Source organism: Gilliamella sp. App6-5, from assembly GCF_001690525.1.
GTDB lineage: Bacteria > Pseudomonadota > Gammaproteobacteria > Enterobacterales > Orbaceae > Gilliamella > Gilliamella apicola_H.
Genome location: NZ_LZGT01000048.1, coordinates 1 through 22,190 on the forward strand (window position 1 = coordinate 1; position 22,190 = coordinate 22,190).

Genomic DNA, 22,190 nt, shown 5'->3' on the forward strand with positions numbered 1-22,190 from the left:
CGTTTCGTCATTAATTAAGAATTTGTAGTCACTATGGCTTAAAACCTGTGATAACCATTGTAGCAATCATTCATAAACCGCTTGCTCACTAACAAGTAGGCAAGCTGAAAGCGATAGGGCTTTAATAAAGATGTGATGTTCACTTTTAGGTTATATTTTTGTAAAAAATATTCAGGATTCTATACCGTTTCGTCATTAATTAAGAATTTGTAGTCACTATGGCTTAAAACCTGTGATAACCATTGTAGCAATCATTCATAAACCGCTTGCTCACTAACAAGTAGGCAAGCTGAAAGCGATAGGGCTTTAATAAAGATGTGATGTTCACTTTTAGGTTATATTTTTGTAAAAAATATTCAGGATTCTATACCGTTTCGTCATTAATTAAGAATTTGTAGTCACTATGGCTTAAAACCTGTGATAACCATTGTAGCAATCATTCATAAACCGCTTGCTCACTAACAAGTAGGCAAGCTGAAAGCGATAGGGCTTTAATAAAGATGTGATGTTCACTTTTAGGTTATATTTTTGTAAAAAATATTCAGGATTCTATACCGTTTCGTCATTAATTAAGAATTTGTAGTCACTATGGCTTAAAACCTGTGATAACCATTGTAGCAATCATTCATAAACCGCTTGCTCACTAACAAGTAGGCAAGCTGAAAGCGATAGGGCTTTAATAAAGATGTGATGTTCACTTTTAGGTTATATTTTTGTAAAAAATATTCAGGATTCTATACCGTTTCGTCATTAATTAAGAATTTGTAGTCACTATGGCTTAAAACCTGTGATAACCATTGTAGCAATCATTCATAAACCGCTTGCTCACTAACAAGTAGGCAAGCTGAAAGCGATAGGGCTTTAATAAAGATGTGATGTTCACTTTTAGGTTATATTTTTGTAAAAAATATTCAGGATTCTATACCGTTTCGTCATTAATTAAGAATTTGTAGTCACTATGGCTTAAAACCTGTGATAACCATTGTAGCAATCATTCATAAACCGCTTGCTCACTAACAAGTAGGCAAGCTGAAAGCGATAGGGCTTTAATAAAGATGTGATGTTCACTTTTAGGTTATATTTTTGTAAAAAATATTCAGGATTCTATACCGTTTCGTCATTAATTAAGAATTTGTAGTCACTATGGCTTAAAACCTGTGATAACCATTGTAGCAATCATTCATAAACCGCTTGCTCACTAACAAGTAGGCAAGCTGAAAGCGATAGGGCTTTAATAAAGATGTGATGTTCACTTTTAGGTTATATTTTTGTAAAAAATATTCAGGATTCTATACCGTTTCGTCATTAATTAAGAATTTGTAGTCACTATGGCTTAAAACCTGTGATAACCATTGTAGCAATCATTCATAAACCGCTTGCTCACTAACAAGTAGGCAAGCTGAAAGCGATAGGGCTTTAATGAAGATGTGATGTTCACTTTTAGATTATATTTTTGTAAAAAATATTCAGGATTCTATACCGTTTCGTAATTAAATTTGTAGTCACTAAGAGTTAAAACATGTGATAGCTATCATATCAATTAAACATTCACAAAACCCGCCTACCCACACAAACAAATAAGCAAGCCGAAAATGATAAAAACTTTAATGAAGATGTAATCTTCACTTTTAGGTTATATTTTTGTAAAAAATATTCAGGATTCTATACCGTTTCGTAATTAATTAAGAATTTTTAGTGACTATGGGTTAAAGCGTGTGATAACCATTGTATCAATCAAACATTCAAAAACTATCTGCCCACAAACAAATAAGAAAAACAAAAACGATAGGGGCTTTAATAAAGATGTGATGTTCACTTTTAGGTTATATTTTTGTAAAAAATATTCAGGATTCTATACCGTTTCGTAATTAATTAAGAATTTGTAGTCACTATGGCTTAAAACCTGTGATAACCATTGTATCAATCAAGCATACAAAAAAACCGCCTACCCACAAAAGTATAAGCAATTTATTTACTTTTAAAATAGGGTTAACACATAAAGCGATTTTGGGTAAAAACGCCTTATGAGTTTTTAGCAAATTATTTTAATCTTGACGTATAAACCTCTCGGCGTTTTCCTATCTATAAAGATTATTTTCGGGTTGCTTTTTGACGAGTGGTTTTAGCCTGTTGATTAAATTTTACGCGCTTAGGTCTTGCTATTCGTTTGTCAGAGGATGAACTTGTTGTAAAGCTTTTAGCTTCTGGTGGTAAACCGACTAGTTCACGTAAGTAATTGACTGAGTCAATGCCCAGTTCCATCCAAGTTCCACGCGATAATCCTTTAGGTAAAGTGATATTGCCATAACGAATACGCAATAATCGGCTAACTTGCACATCGATAGCTTCCCACATTCGGCGCACTTCGCGATTACGTCCTTCAGTTATCACAACATTAAACCATTGGTTAAGCCCATCGCCACCTTGCGCTTTTATTGATTGAAATGAGGCTGGACCATCTTCTAGTTGTATTCCTTTACGAAGCTGATTAATCAGCTGATCAGTCACATTACCAAATACACGCACGGCATATTCGCGCTCAATTTCGTGCCGTGGATGCATTAAACGATTAGCTAATTCACCATCTGTCGTAAATAATAATAAACCCGATGTATTAATATCAAGTCTACCAATATTGACCCAACGAGCATTTTTTAATCTAGGCAAACGTTCAAAAACAGTGGCCCGACCTTGTGGATCATGACGTGAGCAAATTTCGCCTTCTGGTTTGTAATAAGCGAGCACGCGACAAATTTCTTTTTCTTTGCTTCTAAGCTGAACCAAGTGCCCATTGATACGTATTTTAGGGTTTGCATTCACATCAACGCGATCACCTAAAGTGGCTATTTTACCATCCACACTGATTTTACCAGCTATAATCATGGCTTCAATTTCGCGGCGTGATCCATTACCTAAATTGGCTAAGACTTTTTGTAGTTTTTCAGTATTATCATGTGCCGATGTCTTGCGAGTCACAGTTGGTGCACTTGACATTTTCTTTTTTTCATAAGATTGGCTTTCTTTAGCTTTAAGACTATTTATCTTTTTGCCTCGTTGTGGGAATGCAGATTTGCTATTTTTCATATTATCCTCGCTGTTACCTTCTCAGGTATCATTTTTTCTATTCACTTTATTGTCTGAATGTTGACAATAAAAAACGGTCATTTATTCGAATGGTTTAGTGTCTCCACTTCCTTGACGAATAATTTCTGGATAGTCATTTGTTAAATCAACCACGGTGGTGGGTTGCTCACCTATATAGCCTCCGTGCACAATCGCATCAAGTTGATGGCCGATTTTATCTTCTATTTCGTCGGGATCGGATTGCGCTTGCTCATCATTAGGTAAAATTAACGTTGCGGTCATTAATGGTTGCCCTAATAATTCAAGTAACGCTAAATCAATTTTATTATCTGGAATACGTAGCCCAATGGTTTTACGTTTTTCGTTCATTAATCGACGCGGTACATCTTTACTGGCTTGTAAAATAAACACATATTTACCCGGTGTATTATTTTTTAATAATCGAAAAGTCGTGTTATCAACAAAAGCATAGCAAGATAGCTCAGAAAGATCACGGCACATTAAAGTAAAGTTGTGATTTTTATCCAGCTGACGAATTTGGCAGATGCGATCAACGCCATGTTTGTTATCCAGTAAGCAACCTAAGGAATACCCAGAATCAGTCGGAAAAGCGATAACGCCACCGTCATTTAATATTTTAACAACTTGATCTAATAATCGCATTTGAGGATTATCTGGGTGAATATAAAAAGTTTGGCTCATAATTTTCTTCTATAATTAATCGTTAATCTCTTTTTCAGTATTGAGTTCAATGCCGTCAATCTTTTGATGAAACGCAAATATAAAACCATTTAATCTTGATTTAATTAGTATTGCCAATTATGCCAAATTGGCGTAACGCTACCTGGCAATGGCGTTGTTTTGCCTAAATCCAAATAATTAACTAAATCATGAAAATCTGAACCTTGCGATGCTAACATGTCAAATTCATTGGCTAATTTAGCTAATCGATGTAAATCATCTTGCGTTTGCCTGCTTTGCGAAACCTCAATGGCATCGCCACCACAAGCTTTAAATTCACTCAGTAATAATTTCAATTTTGTTAAAGTTAAATCATAACGACTTGGATGTGCAAGCACCGCTTGCCCTCCGGCCATGTGAATGGCATTAACCGCATCAGCAATGCGACACCATGTTGCAGGCACATAAGCATACCCTCCTTTACCTAGGTACTTTTTAAATGCGCGTTTGATGTCCTTAACATAGCCGTTAGCGACTAAAAATCTCGCAAAATGGGCGCGCGAAACAATGTCACCTTTCGCAAATTGTTGTGCTTGTTGATAAGCATTTTCGATACTAACCTTTGCCAATTTTTGGCTTATTGCTAACGCCCGATTAATTCGGCCTTGCTCTTGTGAGGATAACAGTGTCAATAATTGAGGATGCTCAATATCAATATTTAAACCCACAATATGGATTTCGTTATTCTTCCAAGCCGTAGATATTTCAACACCACAAACTAATTTAACAGGCAAATTTTCATTAGCAATTGTTTGTTGAGCTTCAGGTAAGCCTTTAACGGTATCATGATCGGTAATAGCCAAAATAGCAATTTGGTTATCCACCGCTCTTTTGACAAGATCGCTGGGCGTTAACACACCATCTGATGCTGTAGTATGAGAATGTAAATCAACAATCACTTTTTTCTCGAAAATTATTTTGAAACGTGTAATATACCACACAATTTGCATGACCACTAAAAGGTATATTATGAAAGATCAAATTATTCTTGCTCAGCAAGATACTAACGCTATTATTGAAGAACTGTTAGAAGATGGTAGCGATCCTCATGCGCTTTATATTATTGAACACCATGTTTCATCACAAAATTTTGATAAACTAGAGAAAGTAGCAGTAGAAGCTTATAAGTTAGGTTATGAAGCAACCGATCCCGATGAAGATGTCGATGATGCGGGCAACGTTGTTATCGCTTTTGATATCGTTACTGAAAGTCCGCTCAAAGCTGAATTAATCAATGCGCAAATTGCCGAAATCATCAACCTTACTGCCCAATTTGGCGTCAATTATGATGGTTGGGGCACTTATTTTGAAGATGGAAGTGATGACGATTTTGATGATAATGAACTCATGGAAACACTTCATTAAGTTTATCAATATACTTTACTCTTCTTATTCTTATCCGTTAAATAACGGATAAGAATATTTGAATTAACCTAATCTATTTCAATTCTTCTATACGGCTTGTTCTTTTGTAATTTGGCGATACGCTACGAACAGAGACGGTTTCGCCTTTTCTAATGCCTACTGGTTCAGTGTAGCGATACCAATTTTTACCTTGATTGGTTGAATATTCAATGGTTAAACCAGGAAACACAATATTTGCAACTAATTTACCGTTTTCAATTTTAGCGCCAGGAACGGGCAAGCGATAATCTATACTAGCTAAATCCAGTTTTTGCAGTTCACGCTGCCCCACTAAATTTGCGAATCGAATCCAATCATTAAGTAATTGTTGTTGATCAACATAATGCGTCGTTCCCTGAGCAAATTCACGATCTTTTTGGTAGTCAATTTCCCAATCGGCCTGATGCCAAGCTCTTTCAGCGACGGCCAACAAACGTGGAAATGTCATGTATTCCATTTTTTTATCTGTCCGAATATCTTCAGTCCAAATCTGAGCAGATATACCATAGGCACCAGACCAATTCATTGTCCCTTTAGCCGTAAAGGGATTACCATCTCGATCAACAGAAGTTTCGGCATTTTGTGGCAAATTATTTGGTGCGAAACTAAATATTTTACGTTCATCATTAAAACGGGTTGCCCAATAATAACCACTCTCTTTTGGATTGACTTCATATGGCATATCTAAATAAACATAATCAGGATTAGAAATGATCACTTGATAACCTTTATTGTTCCACTCATTTACAGAGTCAAAACCGCCCCAATATAATGTGTCCCAAAAGTTAACCGTCACTTTATCAACCGCAAAAGATTTTGCATTATCAGCATATTTCATTCCATCTTGCCATGCTTGCATATGGTTAATGCCATGAGATTTTATTATCGTACTGACTTGTTGTGCAAAATAACTCGGTAAATGTTCAATATCTTTTACCTTTCCTTTTGACACAAAGGTTTGGCAAGCTTGAGATTTTGCCCATGGATGATCTTCTATACTTTGATCAATCGTTCCTTTAGCATCAGTTTTATCTTTTGCTTGTCGATCTTGATAACCTGCACCTAAACGAATATTTTTAGCCTCATCACCACCAAAATGCCAAGTGTGAAGTGGTTGGCCAGCTTCAATATGCATTTTAGTTATTTCATCAATGATTTTATTGACAAAACGTTTAGATGAATCAAGACAAGGATTTAAATAACTTAAACGATTATAAAATTGTACTGTTGTGGTATTAGAAGTATCGGTTGGATCAACTAGTCGAAACTCATTAGCTTGCGCCTCTTTTCCTTCTGCCATTAAACGTTTATAGCGCGCTTCCATTGATACAATTGCTGCTCTGGCATGAGCTGGCATATCAATTTCAGGAATAACCTCGATAAAGCGTGCTTTAGCGTATTTGACAATTTCAATATAGTCTTGACGACTTAAAAATCCCGATCCTGTCGTATTACTTTCGGGTCCTGATCCTAATTGAGGTAATAAACAACTTTGCTCAGTAAGATCATGGCAGCGTTTACTGCCAATATCGGTGAGTTCAGGTAAGTCTGGAATTTCAATTCGCCATCCTTCGTCATCACTGAGGTGAAAATGAAACTTATTTAGTTTATATGTTGCCATTTGATCCAATAAGCGCATTATGGATGCTTTAGATTTAAAATTACGCCCAATATCGAGCATAATACCGCGATAAGCAAAACGTGGGGAATCAAACACATTTAGTGTTGGAATTGTTTTAAGTTCGTTTACGGGAATCAATGATAAAATGGATTGTACAGCATAAAAAATACCGCTTTCGTCGTAAGCTACTATTAAAGCCTCATCTTTTTTAATATCTAATTGATACCCCCCCAATTGCCCTTGTTTGAATTGTTCAGGAGCAATTGTCGCTTTTATTTTATAACCATTTTGAGTAACGGGAATACCTAACGTGTTAAACGCCGTGTTTAAAATTGTTAAGCTTTCTTGATTTAAGTTATTAAGTATTAGATTCACTCCTTGCTGACCAATCATTATATCTTCTTTTCCTAATGTCATTTTCGCAGGTGTTGGCAAAATTTGCCCGCGGAGTGATTCAGTCGATAATTTTTTTATATCCGAATTATATTGGAAACGAGTATTCGGCGTCATTAGTGTATTATGATCATCAGCTGTCCTTTTCCAATTTTGTTGAATTGGTGCAACAAAAGCCGATAAATTATCAGACCCCGTGTTAGTATTAGTAATGATTTTTGGTTTAGCATGACTTGATGTGATATACCAACGAGGCATTAAATCACTTTCACTTACCATCCAATATTCACCAATTATGGGAATATTGATGGTTGAATGAGCGGGAATCGAGGTGAATTTTTCTGTTGGTTCGATTTTATGAAGATCGCCAGTAATATGGGTTATTTTGAACTGTTCATTATTTACCGCTAAAATCATACGGATATTATTAAAATAAATAGCCCAATCCTTATCCTTGATTGCCGGACCATTATTCTTTAGCGAAATGAGCACTTTGTTACAAGCAGCCCAATCAGCACCTAAAGCAGAACAATTTACACCATGTGCCCCGGCTTGATTGTCTATTACCTTATATTTAACATTGAGTTGTGAACTCATTGAGTCAACAATTTGTTGCGAAGCAAAAACAGATTGGGTTGCTCCCATACTTAACAAAGAAGCAATTGAAGTGGCTAATATTGCTGTTTTTATCTTTTTCATCATTTTTACCTATTTTTGTTGAGCACTAAAAACAGTGAATGGAATTGTGACAATAAATTTGATATCGCGCTCATCTTGAAAGATATTCCCATATCCACCGCCCCAGCTTGGTATACTATTTGAGTGATTGTTATATTTGGTATAGTGCAATTGGAAAGCCGTATCTTTTGCCCAACTTTCTTGCACGGTATACCCTAAATCAAAGTTATATGCTGATTCAATCAAACGTTGTTTTTGATTGAATTGTCGATTAGTGCTTGGTTTTGCGTTCCATCCATAAGCATAAGAAGCACCGGTTTTCCAGCCTGCTAAAGAGTAAGATAGATTACTTAAATCATAAGTCACTTCAGCAAACACGGCTTTTTCGCCATTGGCATTAAAGTCTGAACGCGAATTCCACCAAACATCTAAACGACCATTTGATGAGGCATAATCAGGTGTCATTCGTTGCAAAAAGAATCCCTGCTCTCCATTAGCTTTAACCGCAACACCTTCAAGTCGCAGACCAATTGGACCAACTTGATAACCTAATGTTGCCGCTTGCAACCATGCTAAGCCATCGTAAACATCTTTGCCTTGATGGGATTGATCTTTGGCGCCATAAAATTGGTAACTCATGGTCAAAGGGCTATCAAATACTTCTGTTTTATAAGATACTTTGCCAAAAAATTGATTCATATAATTGTGCGCTTGGCCAAATGCACTTTCTAATACTAAATTATTTTTGAAGTCATACTTCAAGCCAGCGGAATGTAAATAATCAATTTTTTTACCAGCACCCCATTGTTTGAATTCATAAAGTCGTTTATACCATGGCGCTTTATATTGATTAGTCCACATGTATGACATCGATAATGAACCGGCTGTATCAAAATCAAGGGTAGAACCCAACTCGAAACCACGATAAGTACCCGGTAATAAACTCCAATGAGGTGCTAGTAACGTTTGTCCAGAAGGCTGAATATAACCTGCTTTCAGCCAAAATAACTCATCAATTTTAAAATTTGCTTGTGCTTTATAAAAACTAAGCCCACTGACATCTTTCTTCCAATCTTCATCCCAACGAGTGTTTGCACCACTAAACCCAATCTCATTTGGATGACCATTGCCACCATTACTCACCTCCCATGCGCCATAACCGCCTAGCTCGATAGCAAATCTATTGGCAATATATCCAGAACGAAAATCCAAATTACTATTAAAGGTTGATTGCCTAATATTGCTTTTATATTTATCCGTTTCGATATCTTTACGATCACGATCACGATTCCAAAAAAAGACATTACCTGTTAATGAAGCATCATCTACAAAATTGTTTTCATAGATAGCATAAACTGGCGTTACACTCACGAACAAAGAGAAAGAACAAATCAGTTTAGTTAAAAGATTAGATGGTCGGGAGATTATTTGTGCATTATAAGTATTCATCTTTATTTCCCTAAAATTATTCTGTTTAATTAATAATGAAATTCATCAAGCTCTAACTTACATGAGCAAGCTGAACAACAGATTAATATTTATCTTAGAATTCGAAAGACACATTATTTTCATTAGCGTATACAAATCAGTGTAGCCTAATAAAAACTTCATCAATGGCGATATTGACTTTAACTACGCGGTTTTATAATGCATAAACATATTTTATCTAGCAAATTAAACAATCTAAAATCGTGATCAAAATCACCAAAACAGCCATTATTTATACGATTTTTTAGATAAAAATCACAACTTTTTTTATTATGAAAAATAAAAAATATCAGATTCTGTGTTTAAAACATTAGTGAATATTGATATTAACCTATAAAAACAAGAATGGCGGTAAATAGGATAAATAAGACGAAGAAAGCAATAAGGTAAAAAAAGAGGAATCACTCGGATTCCTCTTTTTATTGGCATAAAAAAGAATATGTTATTCACAATTAATAGTCTATTTTTTCAAATTAAAAAAATATATTACCTTTAATTTTCAGTATCAATTTCATCAAAGCTTTTTACTAGCTCATCAATCGCTTTCATCTGTTTTAAGAAAGGTTCAAGTTTATCAAGTGGTAACGCTGATGGACCATCGCATTTTGCATGGCTAGGATCGGGATGTGATTCTAAAAATAACCCAGCTATACCAACAGCCATACCTGAACGCGCAAGCTCAGTCACTTGACCACGACGCCCGCCAGATGCTGCGCCCATTGGATCACGACACTGCAAGGCATGAGTAACATCAAAAATAACGGGGGAACCTTTGCTGGCTTTTTTCATAATGTTAAAACCAAGCATATCCACTACTAAATTGTCATAACCAAAACAACTACCGCGATCACAAAGGATGATTTGATCATTGCCTGCTTCTTCAAATTTTTCAACAATATTGCCCATTTGCCCAGGACTGACAAATTGCGGTTTTTTGACATTAATTACTGCGCCTGTTTTCGCCATTGCAACAACAAGATCTGTTTGCCTTGCTAAAAAGGCCGGTAATTGAATCACATCAACCACATCAGCAACGGGTTGACATTGCGCTTCGGTATGGACATCGGTAATAATTTTAATGCCAAACTGTTGTTTAAGCTCTTGGAAGATTTTAAGCCCCTCTTCTAAGCCAGGTCCACGATAAGAATGGATTGATGAGCGATTCGCTTTATCGAAAGACGCTTTAAAAATATAAGGGATATTCAGTTTATTAGTGACGGTAACATAATGTTCACAAATTCTCATTGCCAAATCGCGAGATTCAAGTACATTCATACCACCAAATAGTACAAAAGGTAGATCATTGGCGACAGTAATATCACCAACGTTTACTTTTTTTTGCTGCATCATAAATAAAATTTTCCTAGTTAAGGTTTGAACCAGCGACCAAGTGTGACTCGATCATTACCACTGTAGTCAGTGAAGGTTTCAACTAATTGAAATCCGTGTTGTTTAAAAATGGTTTGCACAGCTTCACCTTGTTTCCAGCCATGTTCTATCAGTAACCAACCATATTGGTTTAAATGCTTAGTTGCACCTTTTACAATGAGTTTAATATCAGCTAAACCTTCATCTTCTGAAACTAGCGCGCTTCTTGGTTCATAACGCACATCACCTTGTGATAAGTGAATATCGGTTGGCTCAATGTAAGGAGGATTACTGACAATCATTGAAAACTTACGGTTTTTTATTGGCTTATACCAATCTCCTTGTAAAAAATAAACATTATTTACCCCAATTTGGGTTGCATTTTGTTGAGCTAAAATTAGCGCATCTTTATTTTTTTCAATTGCAGTAAATAAACAGTCTTGCCGCTCAGTTGCCATAGCAATAACTATTGCACCAGTACCGGTACCAAGATCCAACACTTCGCATGGCACTTTAGGCAGATACTCTAAACCTAATTCGACTAATTTTTCGGTATCAGGTCTCGGTATTAACGTGGCATTAGAAACATTAAACTTCAAAGACCAAAACTCTTTTTCGCCAGTAATATAAGCGATAGGTTCACCGTTTTGCCTGCGCTTTAAACATTCAGATAAAGCTATCAATTCATCATCAGTAAGTAATGTTTCACTAAACGCCATTAAAAATGTTCGCGTTTTGTGAGTCACATAACTTAATAAAATTTCGGCATCACGCTTTGGGCTTTCACTATCAGTTAACGTTTGTGATGCACACTTAAGCCATTGTAAATAAGTCATTCATCTTGTTCCGATAAAGCGGCCAATTGATCTGCTTGATATTCTTGTACAATTGGATCGATTAGCATCTCTAATTTCCCCGCCATCACTTCGTCTAAACGATAAAGTGTTAGGTTAATTCGATGATCAGTAACTCGACCTTGTGGATAGTTATATGTTCTAATTCTATCTGAACGATCACCCGAACCTAATAGATTTCGACGTGTTGAAGCCTCTTCTTGTTGGCGCTTACGTAGTTCCGCATCTTGAATTCGTGCGGCTAAAACTGACATCGCCTTAGCTCTGTTTTTATGTTGTGAGCGCTCATCTTGGCACTCAACCACAATACCAGTGGGTAGATGGGTAATACGAATGGCCGAATCAGTCGTATTAACATGTTGACCACCAGCACCAGATGAACGATAAGTATCAATTTTTAAATCAGCTGGGTTAATTTCGGGCATTTCAGCTTCAGGCACTTCGGGCAAAACAGCAACAGTACAAGCAGATGTATGAATACGACCTTGCGATTCTGTCTCTGGCACACGTTGAACACGATGTCCTCCCGATTCAAACTTCAAATGACCATAAACACCATCACCACTCACTAACATAATAACTTCTTTATAGCCACCATGCTCACCATCACTCGCGCTCATAATTTCAACGCGCCAATTGCGTGATTCAGCATAGCGTGTATACATTCGGGCTAAGTCACCAGCAAAAATAGCGGCTTCATCGCCACCCGTTCCCGCTCTCACTTCGACAAAACAGTTATATTCGTCATTAGGATCTTTAGGTAATAATAAAACTTGTAGTTGCTTTTCTTGCTCTTCAATTCGGCTTAATGCTTCGTTTAATTCCTCTTGCGCCATTTCGCTCATTTCAGGATCGGATAGCATCATTTTAGCTGTCTCGATATCCTCTTGTGTTTGCTTCCAATCAGAAAAACACTTAACCACTCCCGTTAACTGTGAATATTCTTTAGAAAGTGTGCGAAAGCGATTTTGATCGGCGATAACCGAAGCGTCAGATAATAATGCTTGAACTTCTTCATAACGCTCTTGTAGCATTTCTAATTTGTTGATAATTGAAGATTTCATAGAAATATATTTTAGATGATATAAATTAATTAAATTTGCGGAGCATTATATACTTAATCACTTTTAAAATACAGTTTGAGCTAGTTATCGGGCTTATATCGCATCATTACATCAACAATATATAGCAAATCGATTGAATAAATGAAATATTATATGTAAATAGCCAATATATTAGAAACTTAATATTAGGTTATTTGTTGCTCTATCATTTTTTCACATTTAAATTCTATTTTGTTCATAAAAAATTTTCTACTTGTGAGTGTATTTTTTAGAAAGAGTTAAAAGATAATTGATTATTATTTTAAACTTAACACTAACTTTTTTTGACCATGAGATATTCGCTTATGATTTTTATTCATATTGGTAAATTTTTTCCAATTTTTAGCCACTGTCAATAACCATACTTTTTGGTAAAAAGTAGATAAAAACATTTCTAGACAATAAGTTACATTTTTACAATAATAAAAATATAACGCTAAATTGTGCTGTAGTTGATCACCAATGACAAATAAGAGAAGTCATAGTTAGTACAGATAATATCAAAGAGAAAAAACAATGGGAATCATAGATAACATTACCAAAACGCTCCATGAAGATTTATCAGACGAAATTAAACAAGGAAGTAAATTATCAATTGTTGCAGCATGTTTTTCGTTCTTTGCTTTTGAAAAATTAAAAAAAGAGTTGAAAAATATTGATGAACTCCGTTTCATATTTACCTCGCCAACTTTTATCACCGAACAAACCCCAAAAACACAAAGAGAATTTTATATTCCACGACTAAACAGAGAACGTAGCCTTTATGGTACTGAATTTGAAATTAAACTTCGCAATGAATTAACACAAAAAGCGATTGCTAAAGAGTGCGCTGATTGGATTAGACAAAAGGTCACATTTAAATCCAACATCACTAATGAAAATATGGCTGGATTTATACATGTAGATGATAATGCTTATATACCCATCAATGGATTTACAACTATTGATCTAGGTTGTGAACGGGGAAACAATGCTTACAATATAGTACAAAAGATCTCTTCCCCTGATTCAATTAAATTTCTTTCCATTTTTAATGAGCTTTGGCAAGATAAAACTAAACTTCAGGATGTAACTAATGTTGTTATCGACAATATTGCCAGTGCCTACAATGAAAATTCACCTGAGTTTATCTATTTTGTTATCCTCTATAATATTTTTAATGAATTTCTTGAAGACATCTCAGAAGATGTATTGCCCAACGAAGCTACTGGATTTAAAAATAGCAAAATCTGGAATATGCTATTCAACTTTCAAAAAGATGCGGCTTTAGCAATCATCAATAAACTTGAAAAATATAATGGCTGTATTTTAGCTGACAGTGTTGGGCTGGGTAAAACATTTACTGCTTTATCAGTCATTAAATATTATGAAAACCGAAATAAGTCTGTGCTCGTTTTATGCCCTAAAAAACTAAACAATAACTGGAACACTTATAAAGCAAATTATATTAATAATCCCATCGCTGAAGATCGATTACGATATGATGTGCTTTTCCATACTGATCTTAATCGCTCTTGTGGTCAATCAAATGGTATAGATTTAGATCGAATTCATTGGAATAATTACGACCTTGTAGTGATTGATGAATCACATAACTTCCGTAATGGTGGCAAATTATCAGGCAAAGACAACGAAAAAGAAAATCGATATTTAAAATTACTTAATCAAGTGATTCGAAAAGGGGTCAAAACTAAAGTATTGATGCTTTCCGCAACACCGGTTAACAATCGCTTTAATGATTTAAAAAATCAATTAGCTCTTGCTTACGAAGGCAAAACCAGTCATATTGATGAAAATCTCAATACTCGCCGTTCATTGGATGAGATTTTTAAAAATGCACAAAAAGCATTTAATATTTGGAGTAAACAAGATACAACTGAAAGAACGACAGAAAACCTACTAAGAATGTTGGATTTTGACTTCTTTGAAGTTTTGGACTCTGTTACAATTGCACGCTCACGCAAACACATTCAAAAATATTACGATACCGCCGATATAGGTACTTTTCCAACTAGACTCAAACCTATTTCAGTAAGACCTAAACTAACAGATTTAGCTAATGCGATAAGTTATAACGAAATTTTCGAACAACTCATGCTACTAAATCTATCAATTTATACCCCTACCCACTTTATCTTACCAAGCAAAATGGATAAGTATGCTGAAATATATGAGGACAACAAAATCAATATTGGATTTACCCAAGCTAATCGAGAACAAGGGATTCGTCGTTTAATGGCAATCAACTTGATGAAACGACTGGAAAGCTCGGTATTCTCATTTAATCATACATTAGAACGTATAAAGAACTTTATTCAACAAACTATAGCTACTATTGAATCTTATAATCAAAGTGTAAAAAAAGAAATTGAGCTTACCGATATTACTAATTTCAATGATCTTGATGAAGATGAACAAAATAATGATCAGTTATTTACATTTGGTAAAAAAGTGAAAATTTCTTTATCTGATATGGATTATCTTTCATGGAAACACTATCTCATTAAAGATTATGAAATCTTATCCTTATTAACTCATATGATAAGTGACATCACAGCAAAACATGACATTAAATTACAAAATTTACTTACTATTATTAAAAATAAGCAACTCACCCCCATTAATAACAATAATAAAAAAGTGATTATATTTACCGCTTTTGCCGATACAGCAAGTTATTTGTTTGATCACGTTAGCCAGTATGTAAAAAATCACTTTTCCCTACATACCGCAATGATAACAGGTTCAGTTGACGGAAGATCTACTGTACCTAAATTGCATTGTGACTTAAACACTGTTTTAACCTGCTTTTCACCCAAATCAAAAGATAAACACTTGTTAATGCCAAATGACACTCATGAGATTGATATATTAATTGCAACCGATTGCATCTCTGAAGGGCAAAACTTACAAGATTGTGATTATTTAATTAATTACGATATACATTGGAATCCGGTACGAATCATTCAACGATTTGGACGTATTGATCGCATAGGCAGCAAAAATCAGGCAGTTCAGCTAGTTAACTTTTGGCCTGATGTTACTTTAGATGAATATATTGATCTAAAAGCAAAAGTAGAAACCCGCATGAAAATTGTCGACATGACCGCAACGGGTGATGACAATATATTAAGTGACGAGGAAAAATCCGATTTAGCCTATCGCAAAGCACAACTCAAACGCTTACAAGACGAAGTAGTTGATATTGAAGATATCACTAACAGTATATCAATCATGGATTTAGGTTTAAATGAATTTAGACTTGATTTACTGGAGTATATTAAAAATCATCCCGAACTGGATAAAACACCGTATGGATTACATGCCGTTGTGCCAGCTTTACCAGATATGCCCGCAGGTGTTATTTATATATTAAAAAACCGGGCAAACAGTATTAATATTAATAATCAAAATCGCCTTCACCCATTTTACATGGTGTATGTTGCAAATAATGGCGACATTATTTGTGACCATTTATCGCCAAAACAATTACTTGATAAAATACGCTTACTTTGCAAAGGCACAACAGAACCCATTGCAAAATTGTATCAACAATTCAATAAAATCACAGGTGATGGTGGTAATATGACACATTTTTCACAACGACTTGGTGACGCCATAAACTCTATTATTGAAGTAAAAAAACACAGTGATATTGATAATTTTTTAAGCGGCAATGCAATTAGTTTTGTTACCGATAATATAAAAGGTCTAGATGACTTTGAATTAATCTGTTTTTTAGTTGTTAGCGAATCAGAAAATAAGGTAGCATAATGCTTGGTTTGCCCAAAACGACAGAAATAAATCACCAATTAGCTAAAAAAGCAATTTATGCAAAGTTTCAACTGAACAATGCTACGAAAAAAAAGTCGATGCGGATATAGCTAAAATTACCCTTGTTAACGAGGTTTCGGCAACGAAAATAAATCTCGCAGCAGGAAACAACATCAATGCTTTTTTTGTGGCATTGGTACAACTAAAAAAAATCAATTTTAATGAAACAAGCCTTATTTTATTATCTAAACTAATACCGCAAAATATACTATTTATTTTGCAATATGCTAAGCAGGCTAAATTGGCCGTTTTTCAACATAAATTGATACAAAGCGATTGGCAACCTAAAAAAGATCTAAGAATTGAATTAAAAGGGTTAAACCTTGATAATGTCTGGCACAACATCATTCAACAAATCGGCAAATTCAATATTGAGCAAGGCAATAGCCTTGAGCAGCAGATTATTATTGCCGATAAAAGACAAAAACTGATTTTAAACATTGCTCGCCTTGAAAAGCAAGCAAGAAAAGAACTACAGCCTAAAAAAGCATTTGAATTGGTGCAAAAAATTAACCAATTGAAACAAGAATTAAAGGATTCTTAAATGGATAAATTAAAGATGCATTCACTCAATAAAGTGGATGAAAATATCAAAAAAATCGGAGCACAATTCCCGAACTGTATTACAGAACGCAAAAACCAACAAGGTGAAGTAGAATACGCCATCGATTTTGATCTGCTCAAACAAGAACTCTCATCAGTGATTGTTGAAGGCCGAGAAGAACGTTATCAGTTTACCTGGCCAGATAAAAAGAAATCGATTCTACTTGCTAATGCGCCCATAGCTAAAACCTTACGACCTTGCCGTGAAGAAAGTGTTGATTTTGATGATACCGAAAATTTATATATTGAGGGTGATAATCTTGAAGTACTAAAACTATTGCAGGAAACTTATCTTGGCAAAGTCAAAATGATCTATATCGACCCGCCTTATAATACCGGTAATGATTTTGTCTATGAAGATGATTTTGCGCAAAATACCTCTGAATACCTTGAAAATAGTGGGCAATTTGATGATGAAGGCAATCGGCTAATAAAAAATATGGAAACTAATGGCCGCTTTCATACTGATTGGCTGAATATGATTTACCCCCGTTTAAAACTCGCCAGAGATCTACTGACTGATGATGGCGTGATTTTTATTAGCATTGATGATAATGAAATTGATAATTTAAAGAAAATTTGTGATGAAGTTTTTGGTACAAGTAATTTTATCAGTAATATTATTTGGAAAAGGAAAAGAGGTAGAGACAATAGTGCACGATGGTTTAGTAAAGCTCATGAATATTGTTTACTTTATGCTAAAAATAAGAATTTATTTGTAATTAACTTTTTAAAACTTGATGAAGAAACAAAAAAAGCTTACAAAAATCCAGATAATGATCCTCGGGGTTCCTATCGAATGTTAGGATGTTGGGCAAGAGGTACACAAGGTGGTGTTTCATATGATTTTACATCTAAGAATGGACAATATTTTCAAAAAAGACTTTGGTTATTTAGTAAAGAAAACCTAATAAAATTAGATCAAGATAATAAATTAGTATTTAAAGGTAATAATATCTATCGAAAAATGTTTATTAATGAAAATAAAGGTAAAATACCAGAAACTCTTTGGGATGATGTATCTAATGCTGCAAATGCTTCTGATGAAATAAAAAAAATATTTGATGACATCATATTTGACACACCAAAACCAACGCCTTACATTAAAAGAATGATAGATATCGCTGTATCAAAAGCTGATATTGTCCTTGATTTCTTCTCTGGTTCCTCTACTACCGCCCACGCAGTAATGCAACTCAACGCAGAAGACGGTGGCAACCGCAAATTTATCATGGTGCAACTGCCAGAGTCAACGGATGAGAAAAGCGAAGCTTACAAAGCGGGGTATAAAAATATCTGCGAAATAGGCAAAGAGCGTATTCGCCGTGCAGGCAATAAAATTGCCCAAGAAAATCCACAGGCTAAATTTGATAAAGGCTTTCGCGTCTTAAAATGTGATAGCAGTAATATGAAAGAGGTTTATTACAATCCTGCTGAGTATAATACTGATCTTCTTGACGCCCTGATTGACAATATCAAAGCCGATAGAACGCCAGAAGATTTATTGTTCCAAGTTATGCTGGATTTAGGGGTATTACTCTCCAGTGATATTAAACAAACCAGCATTGCTGGTAAAACCGTGTTTAACGTAGCAGATAACTTTTTAATGGCTTGCTTTGATACAGACATTAATGAAGAAGTCATCACAGCTATTGCCAAACAAAAACCTTACTATTTTGTTATGCGTGACAGCTCATTGGAAAATGATAGTGTTGCCACCAATTTTGAACAAATTTTTACTACCTACAGCCCGGAAACCAAGAGGAAGGTGTTGTAATGAAATTTAATTTTAAAATTCAGCAATATCAAACCGATGCTGTAAATGCTGTGGTTCAAGTGTTTAATGGACAAGGTTATCAAAATAGCCTGCGTTATGTGCGTGATTTAGGCAATACACCTACTCAGGCAGAAATGACTTATGAAACTGCTTCAAATTATACATCAGATGACAGCGCAATCGATATTGGTTTTAAAAATGAAGTTATTGCATTATCCGATAACGAGTTACTTGCTAATATTAAAAAAATACAAAATCTAAACAATATCAAACAGTCCACTGATTTAATTAAAAACTTAGGTCGGTGTAGTCTTGATATCGAAATGGAAACGGGTACTGGTAAAACCTATGTTTACCTCAAAACCATGTTTGAACTAAACAAGCATTATGGCTGGAGCAAGTTTATTGTGGTTGTCCCCTCTATTGCCATTCGTGAGGGAGTAAAAAAAACCTTTGAAATAACTACAGACCATTTTATGGAGCATTATAGTCAAAAAGCTCGCTTTTTTGTCTATGACAGTAAAAATTTAAACTTATTAGATAGTTTTGCTGCCAATTCGGGCATTAATGTTATGATCATTAACACCCAAGCTTTTGCTTCCTCGCTAAAAGAAGACGGCAAAAATAAAGAAGCACGAATTATTTACTCAAAACGCGATGAGTTTGCCTCGCGCCGGCCGATTGATGTGATAGCCGCGAATAATCCCATTATTATTTTGGATGAGCCACAAAAAATGGGTGGCGAAGTCACGCAAAAAGCTTTAAAAAATTTTAATCCATTATTTTCATTAAATTATTCTGCCACCCATAAAAAACAGAATAATCTCATTTATGTTCTTGATGCACTTGATGCATACAATAAACGGCTGGTTAAAAAAATCGAAGTAAAGGGTTTTGAAGTTAAAAATCTAAGAGGTACTGATAGCTACTTGTATTTAGAACAAATCGTCTTATCCAGTAAAAAACCGCCACTGGCAAAAATTGAGCTGGAAATAAATCACAGTAATGGCATCAAACGTGAAATTCGCCATTTCACTGAGGGTGATAATCTTTATTCTGTTTCAAAACAGATGCAGCAATACAAGGGATATACGGTTTCTGAAATCAATCCTTTGACTGGAATGGTCACTTTTACCAATGGTGTTTCAGTTAAAACGGGTGAAGTGATAGGTGATATTTCTGAAGAAAATATGCGCCGCATCCAAATTAGAGAAACCATATTATCCCACTTTGACAAAGAAGAAAAACTGTTCAATATGGGCATTAAATCACTATCATTATTTTTTATTGATGAAGTAGCTAAATACCGCCAATATGATGAAAACAATAACGAAATATTGGGCGAATATGGCCAGATATTTGAACAAGAATACCTAACGATTTTGCAACAATACTTAGACCAAGCCAGCAACACGCCTTATCAGCAATATTTAAAAACTAAGTGTAATGATGCAAGCCAAGTACATAAAGGTTACTTTAGCATTGATAAAAAAACTGGCAAAAGCATTGATAGCCAATTAAAACGCGGTAGCGAATCTTCAGATGATATTTCAGCCTACGATCTGATTCTTAAAAATAAAGAACAACTATTAAGTTTTGTTGAGCCCACGCGATTTATCTTTTCACACTCAGCGCTACGTGAAGGTTGGGATAATCCCAATGTTTTCCAGATTTGTACATTAAAACATTCCGATAACCAAACAGCTAAACGGCAAGAAGTCGGCCGTGGTCTTCGTTTATGTGTTAATCAAGATGGTAATCGCATGGATATTGAAAGTTGCGGCGAACAAGTCCACGATATCAACATGTTAACCGTTATCGCCAGTGAAAGTTATAGAAACTTTGTTAATGATCTTCAAGCCGATATCAAAACCGTTATTTATGATCGGCCAACTGTTGCCACCAGCGAATACTTTTTCGGTAAATATGTAGAAGTTAATGGCGTATCGACCATTATCGATAAAGCCACTGCTGATAAAATTGAATTTTATTTAATTAGTCATGGTTATGTTGATATCGAGCGTAAAATAACCGATAAATACCGCAACGATATTGCAATGGACGCAGTGGCACCATTACCGGATGAATTGCAACTAATGGGTGACGCAATTCATCACTTAATTCAGGCTATTTATAATGATAGCGTTTTAGATTCCATGTTTAGCGATGGTCATGAAACAAAAATTAAAGATAATCCGCTTAATGATAATTTCGACAAAGCCGAATTCCAAGCATTATGGCAGCAAATTAATCAGCAATATGCTTATACTGTTAACTTTAATAGCGATGAATTAATCAATAAAGCAATTGCTCATATCAACGATAAGTTATTTGTCTCGCAGCTACAATACATTACCACTGTAGGTCAACTTAAAGAGCAGATGACAACACAGAGTATTGAACAAAATGATGCATTTACAACCGAACAAACACATACTGCTACTTTAAATCATGCCCATTTTGGACAGATAAAATATGATCTGATTGGTCAAATTGCGCAAGAAGCCACATTAACCCGCAAAACAGTCGTGGCCATATTGAAGGGACTAGATTCAAAAAAACTAGATATGTTCAAGGATAATCCAGAGGAATTTATTGCTAAAATTATTAAATTAATTAAAGAACAAAAAGCAACTATGATTGTAGAACATATTACATACAATAAAACTTCGGGCAAATATGACTGTACAATTTTCACTCAGGAAAAAAGCTCACAAAATTACGATAAAGCGTTTTTAGCGAAAAAAGCCATTCAAGATTATGTATTTACCGATGGCTTAGCCGAAAAAAGTATTGAAAGAAGATTTGTTGAGGATCTTGATACGGCAGAAGAAGTGTGCGTATATGCAAAATTACCGAAAGGCTTTCATATTCCAACACCCGTTGGTAATTATTCACCCGATTGGGCAATTGCTTTCCATGTTGGAAAAGTAAAGCATATCTTTTTCATTGCCGAAACCAAAGGTACGATGGATAGTTTAAATTTAAGACCAATTGAACAAGCAAAAATTTCGTGCGCAAAAAAGCTTTTTAACGAATTTTCGACTAGTAAAGTAAGATACCATGATGTAGATAGTTATCAAAGCCTGATGAATATAATGAATTCATTATAAAGTTACTTTCATTTAACAATATAGTTAGAAACAAGATATTTATTTTTTACTGAAACGTAGTGTTACCTGAAAGTTTTTGACAAAAATAAATTAGCTTATTTTAAGACAAATAAAAATGCCGTTAGTTTG

Annotated in this window: 13 protein-coding genes; 5 read left to right on the forward strand and 8 right to left on the reverse strand. The window is 34.9% G+C overall.

Annotated elements, in window-relative coordinates:
- Positions 1 to 2,091: 2,091 nt before the first annotated feature.
- The 3 genes from rluB to rnm all read right to left on the reverse strand — a co-directional run bounded on the left by rluB (position 2,092) and on the right by rnm (position 4,775).
- Complete coding sequence (gene rluB, locus A9G24_RS06205) at positions 2,092 to 2,994, reverse strand: 23S rRNA pseudouridine(2605) synthase RluB (protein WP_065638274.1); 903 nt, start codon at positions 2,992 to 2,994, stop codon at positions 2,092 to 2,094.
- A 171-nt stretch (positions 2,995 to 3,165) separates the two neighbouring features.
- The gene (locus A9G24_RS06210; protein WP_065638259.1) at positions 3,166 to 3,786 is read right to left on the reverse strand and encodes an L-threonylcarbamoyladenylate synthase; all 621 of its coding nucleotides are present in this window, start codon (positions 3,784 to 3,786) and stop codon (positions 3,166 to 3,168) included.
- Positions 3,787 to 3,890: 104 nt separating this feature from the next.
- The gene (gene rnm, locus A9G24_RS06215) at positions 3,891 to 4,775 is read right to left on the reverse strand and encodes an RNase RNM (RefSeq protein WP_065585795.1); all 885 of its coding nucleotides are present in this window, start codon (positions 4,773 to 4,775) and stop codon (positions 3,891 to 3,893) included.
- Positions 4,776 to 4,794: 19 nt separating this feature from the next.
- Between rnm and rraB the strand changes: the two genes are divergently transcribed.
- The gene (rraB, locus tag A9G24_RS06220) at positions 4,795 to 5,190 is read left to right on the forward strand and encodes a ribonuclease E inhibitor RraB (RefSeq protein WP_065585794.1); all 396 of its coding nucleotides are present in this window, start codon (positions 4,795 to 4,797) and stop codon (positions 5,188 to 5,190) included.
- 73 nt (positions 5,191 to 5,263) lie between these two features.
- On the opposite strand, the gene A9G24_RS06225 is transcribed toward rraB, so the two are convergent.
- The 5 genes from A9G24_RS06225 to prfA form a co-directional block, all read right to left on the reverse strand.
- The gene (locus A9G24_RS06225; RefSeq protein WP_065638260.1) at positions 5,264 to 7,942 is read right to left on the reverse strand and encodes a beta-N-acetylhexosaminidase; all 2,679 of its coding nucleotides are present in this window, start codon (positions 7,940 to 7,942) and stop codon (positions 5,264 to 5,266) included.
- A gap of 9 nt (positions 7,943 to 7,951) precedes the next feature.
- A complete protein-coding gene (locus A9G24_RS06230) occupies positions 7,952 to 9,370 on the reverse strand; it encodes an OprD family outer membrane porin (RefSeq protein ID WP_065638261.1) in 1,419 nt (472 codons plus the stop codon).
- 531 nt (positions 9,371 to 9,901) lie between these two features.
- Complete coding sequence (gene kdsA, locus A9G24_RS06235; protein ID WP_065638275.1) at positions 9,902 to 10,756, reverse strand: 3-deoxy-8-phosphooctulonate synthase; 855 nt, start codon at positions 10,754 to 10,756, stop codon at positions 9,902 to 9,904.
- Between the two features lie 20 nt (positions 10,757 to 10,776).
- Entirely contained in the window at positions 10,777 to 11,613 is an 837-nt protein-coding gene (prmC, locus tag A9G24_RS06240) for a peptide chain release factor N(5)-glutamine methyltransferase (protein WP_065638262.1), read from the reverse strand.
- On the reverse strand, positions 11,610 to 12,695 hold the full coding sequence (gene prfA / locus A9G24_RS06245) for a peptide chain release factor 1 (RefSeq protein ID WP_065638263.1): 1,086 nt from the start codon (positions 12,693 to 12,695) through the stop codon (positions 11,610 to 11,612). Before prfA ends, prmC begins: the two co-directional genes overlap by 4 nt.
- 555 nt (positions 12,696 to 13,250) lie before the next feature.
- Here prfA and A9G24_RS06250 point away from each other — a divergent pair.
- The 4 genes from A9G24_RS06250 (at position 13,251) to A9G24_RS06265 (ending at position 22,061) form a co-directional block, all read left to right on the forward strand.
- Positions 13,251 to 16,508 carry a helicase-related protein gene (locus A9G24_RS06250; protein ID WP_065638264.1) on the forward strand — a complete coding sequence of 1,086 codons (3,258 nt, stop codon included), beginning with the start codon at positions 13,251 to 13,253 and terminating at the stop codon, positions 16,506 to 16,508.
- A 148-nt stretch (positions 16,509 to 16,656) separates the two neighbouring features.
- The gene (locus A9G24_RS06255) at positions 16,657 to 17,112 is read left to right on the forward strand and encodes a DUF4391 domain-containing protein (RefSeq protein ID WP_442902755.1); all 456 of its coding nucleotides are present in this window, start codon (positions 16,657 to 16,659) and stop codon (positions 17,110 to 17,112) included.
- Entirely contained in the window at positions 17,113 to 18,948 is a 1,836-nt protein-coding gene (locus A9G24_RS06260; RefSeq protein ID WP_176701169.1) for a site-specific DNA-methyltransferase, read from the forward strand.
- Positions 18,948 to 22,061, forward strand: coding sequence for a type III restriction-modification system endonuclease (locus A9G24_RS06265; protein WP_065638265.1), 3,114 nt, complete (start codon positions 18,948 to 18,950; stop codon positions 22,059 to 22,061). Before A9G24_RS06260 ends, A9G24_RS06265 begins: the two co-directional genes overlap by 1 nt.
- Positions 22,062 to 22,190: the final 129 nt, after the last annotated feature.